Here is a 3,352-nt window from a genome sequence, read left to right on the forward strand (position 1 = left end):
GTTTATAATTCTTTAATGCTTTTCGAATTTCTTCAATAAATTTATCAACGTTTTCAATCTTGTATTGGTTAATCGTGATACCATCAGTTCCAGCTGTTTTTGAACCTGTATTCGCTTTGATGTTCCGAAAGGCTAATAAGATATTGTCTTTCGATATGATATGTTCATATAGCCTTAAACCCTTTGTGGCATTGTTTTTACTTCGCTCGTAAAGTTCATCAAATATGTCCTGTATACTGTAATATTCTGCATGTCGCAAAGCTGTACTCACCGATGGATTGTTTCTCCTTCCTTGCGGAAAATCCCATCATCTTACTCGACCCTGTGAGTTTCATTAAATTGATTTGCCTTCAAAGAATAAGACTTGGGACCATCCCTCCACGCTCGTTACACGTTTCATTGGTACTATATCCCTTCTTTCGCAAGAATAAAGTCACTTCAATATTTATATCTTATAGACACCATCCCGATAGTAGTCGTTTTTATAGTGGATGTTTCTTACTTACAACGTTCCGATTAACCTAGCTTTACATATATCCGTAGGTGCTTACTTTAAGCCCGTCAATTCTATATCCTCATTAGTTAGATATTCCGAGGTTCCTATGTACTAATCGTACTTTTCGGTGTTTGACACTGCATTTACAGCATACGTCTTTCGAGCGTATTAATTTATAGACCCGTACATTCGCAAGTTCGTCAGTCCGTCTGGACATCCTCACCTTAGATATTTTGTAGCATCCCGACCTATCACGAACCGTATTCTGTTTAGAATTTAGGTACATTTCAGCCGACTTCACCTAGCTTCATACACGTTCGGGCTACTACCATTCCATGCATGTAGGAGTATCAGATAACTCGTTTCAGCTCAACATGACGGCTTTCATTCCGAGTTTCAATTAATCAGTTGTAATTACCTCTTGGCAATCCTCCTATTTCGTGTTATTCACTTATAAGGAAACGTTTCGCACAGTACATCTCTTCACAATCTGGCATTCAGATTCGCCTGCTAATGCTCAATTTTTTTATTGCTTTTGTACCTATGCCCCTTACATATCCCTTTCTACCCCATATACTGCAAGTACAACTTAGAAAAATTGTTTATAGCAAAAGGAGGAATTAAATATTATGGCATTAGCCAAGTTTGTTGATGCTTTACCTCTCCCTTCAGTGATTCAACCACTTGGGCATCGAAATGGAATTCCATACTTTGAGGTAACGATGAAGCAGGTGAAACAACAGCTACACAGAGACTTACCGCCAACAACTGTTTGGGGGTACAATAGAACCTATCCTGGTCCAACTTTTGAAACAAGACGGGACCATCCTATCTTGGTTAAATGGATAAACGAGCTTCCATTTGAACATCTATTACCTGTTGATCGCTCGGTTGAAGGTGCAGAACCAAACCAGCCTTCCGTTCGAACAGTTGTTCATCTACATGGAGGACGAGTTCGCCCTGAAAGTGATGGGTTTCCGGAAGCTTGGTTTACTAAAGATTTTAAAAAAAGGGGTCCCAAATTTCTACATGAAGTATATTTCTATCCCAACTGCCAACGCCCAGCCCCTCTTTGGTACCATGACCATGCTCTTGGGATTACACGTTTAAATGTATATGCTGGACTCGCAGGTCTATATTTTATCCGTGATGAACATGAAGAGAGCTTAAATCTTCCTAGTGGCAAATTTGAAATACCATTATTAATTCAGGACCGCTCATTTTACCCGAACGGGGAACTATTTTATCCTTCAAAGCCAGATACACCCCCAACTGTATCACCATTCCCAAATCCGTCAATTGTACCTGAGTTTTTCGGGGATACGATTTTGGTGAATGGCAAGGTTTGGCCATATCTTGAAGTGGAGCCCCGTAAATATCGCTTCCGTATTTATAATGGGTCGAATGCCCGATTCTATCAATTACAATTAAGCTCAGGTCAGACATTTGTACAGATTGGATCAGAAGGTGGCCTATTTGAAAAGCCTGTATATGTCAACGAAATTATCCTTGCACCTGCGGAACGTGCAGATGTGATTGTTGATTTTTCAATGCATAAGGGCCAACAAATTATTCTTACAAATAGTGCAAACGCACCATTTCCAGATGGTGATCCACCAGCAGCGGATACATCACAAATTATGCAGTTTCGTGTAAAAAGCCATCTATCTCACCGAGATACAAGTGTTGTTCCGGACATTCTAAGCCCTTGTTTTGAGCGTTTAACCCGAACTCCAACTACACTGATTCGTCAAAACACACTAAATGAAGATACCGATAATTTTGGACGACCACTGCTATTATTAAATCATATGGGATGGAGCGAATTGCCCATTACGGAAACTCCAGTAAACGGCACCATTGAAGTCTGGGACCTCTATAACCAAACAGTGGATACGCATCCCATTCATTTACACTTAGTTCAATTCCAGGTTCTTAACCGTCAAGAGTTCACAGTAAACCAGTCAGGCCACTTCATTCTTGTCGGTCCTGAGATCCCGCCTGCCGCAAATGAGAGAGGCTGGAAGGATACCGTCCGTGCAAATCCACATCAAGTTACCCGGATTATTGCCCGCTTCGGACCGTTCACTGGAATTTATCCTTGGCACTGCCATATCCTTGAACATGAAGACCATGATATGATGAGACCGTACGAAGTACTTCAAAATCCAAACTTTGACCCATGTATTCCCATACCAGGAGTATGTCCAGATGATTCATTTACCCAATGCTGTCGTGAGGACAACGAACATTGTGGATGTAAAAAGGACCATGACCATGATGAGTCAAAATCCCATGATGATTCCAGCTCTCATGATGAATCCAGTTCTCATCACCATCGTTCTCATCACCATCGTCCTCATCACCATCGTCCTCATCACCATCGTCCTCATCACCATCGTTCTCATCATGACCGTCCTTAAAATTAAGGAAATGGTAAAAAGAAAGACTAGCTTAAAAATCAAGAGCTAGTCTTTTCATATTTCTTATTCTAAACTGCTTCGTTAGTTGAAGAAGAAAATAAAATCTTTATTTTATAAATAAAAAAGAGAGCCTTAGCTCTCCAACAATCGGTTAACTTTCTGAATCTCCCCTTCAAATAACCTCATGTCCAACTCGTAATCATCATGACCATCAAATGAATCCAACATATCTTTTTCTTGATGTAATGTTATCAAATACTGCTCCAATGAAAACCCACCACTTTGGATTGTATTCTCAAACACAACTTTAAATCTGCTCATTTATTTCACCTCGACAGATAGTATTTCCAATACAATAAATGAAATTCGTATTTTATTACCAAATATAAAAGGACCATTTAGGTCCTTTTGGCTTCTTCAAGTAAAGCACCCG

General features: G+C 39.9%; 2 protein-coding genes and 1 pseudogene. 1 reads left to right on the forward strand and 2 read right to left on the reverse strand.

The annotated features are described in order from the left end of the window. Window positions 1–271: pseudogene (locus JN080_RS28485) on the reverse strand (group II intron reverse transcriptase/maturase); the annotation flags it as partial. Window positions 272–1,125: 854 nt separating this feature from the next. On the opposite strand from JN080_RS28485, the gene JN080_RS28490 reads away from it, so the two are divergent. Continuing rightward, on the forward strand, window positions 1,126–2,919 hold the full coding sequence (locus JN080_RS28490) for a multicopper oxidase family protein (protein WP_256239308.1): 1,794 nt from the start codon (window positions 1,126–1,128) through the stop codon (window positions 2,917–2,919). Window positions 2,920–3,051: 132 nt separating this feature from the next. Here the strand turns inward: JN080_RS28490 and JN080_RS28495 are convergent, their stop codons facing one another. Then, complete coding sequence (locus tag JN080_RS28495) at window positions 3,052–3,240, reverse strand: hypothetical protein (protein WP_088087141.1); 189 nt, start codon at window positions 3,238–3,240, stop codon at window positions 3,052–3,054. Window positions 3,241–3,352: the final 112 nt, after the last annotated feature.

Source organism: Bacillus sp. EB600 (assembly GCF_024494385.1).
GTDB lineage: Bacteria > Bacillota > Bacilli > Bacillales > Cytobacillaceae > JAEVLT01.

Coding starts and splice junctions, on each gene's coding strand:
- JN080_RS28490 (WP_256239308.1), top strand. CDS start 1,126: ATGGCATTAGCCAAGTTTGTTGATGCTTTACCTCTCCCTTCAGTGATT.
- JN080_RS28495 (WP_088087141.1), bottom strand. CDS start 3,240: ATGAGCAGATTTAAAGTTGTGTTTGAGAATACAATCCAAAGTGGTGGG.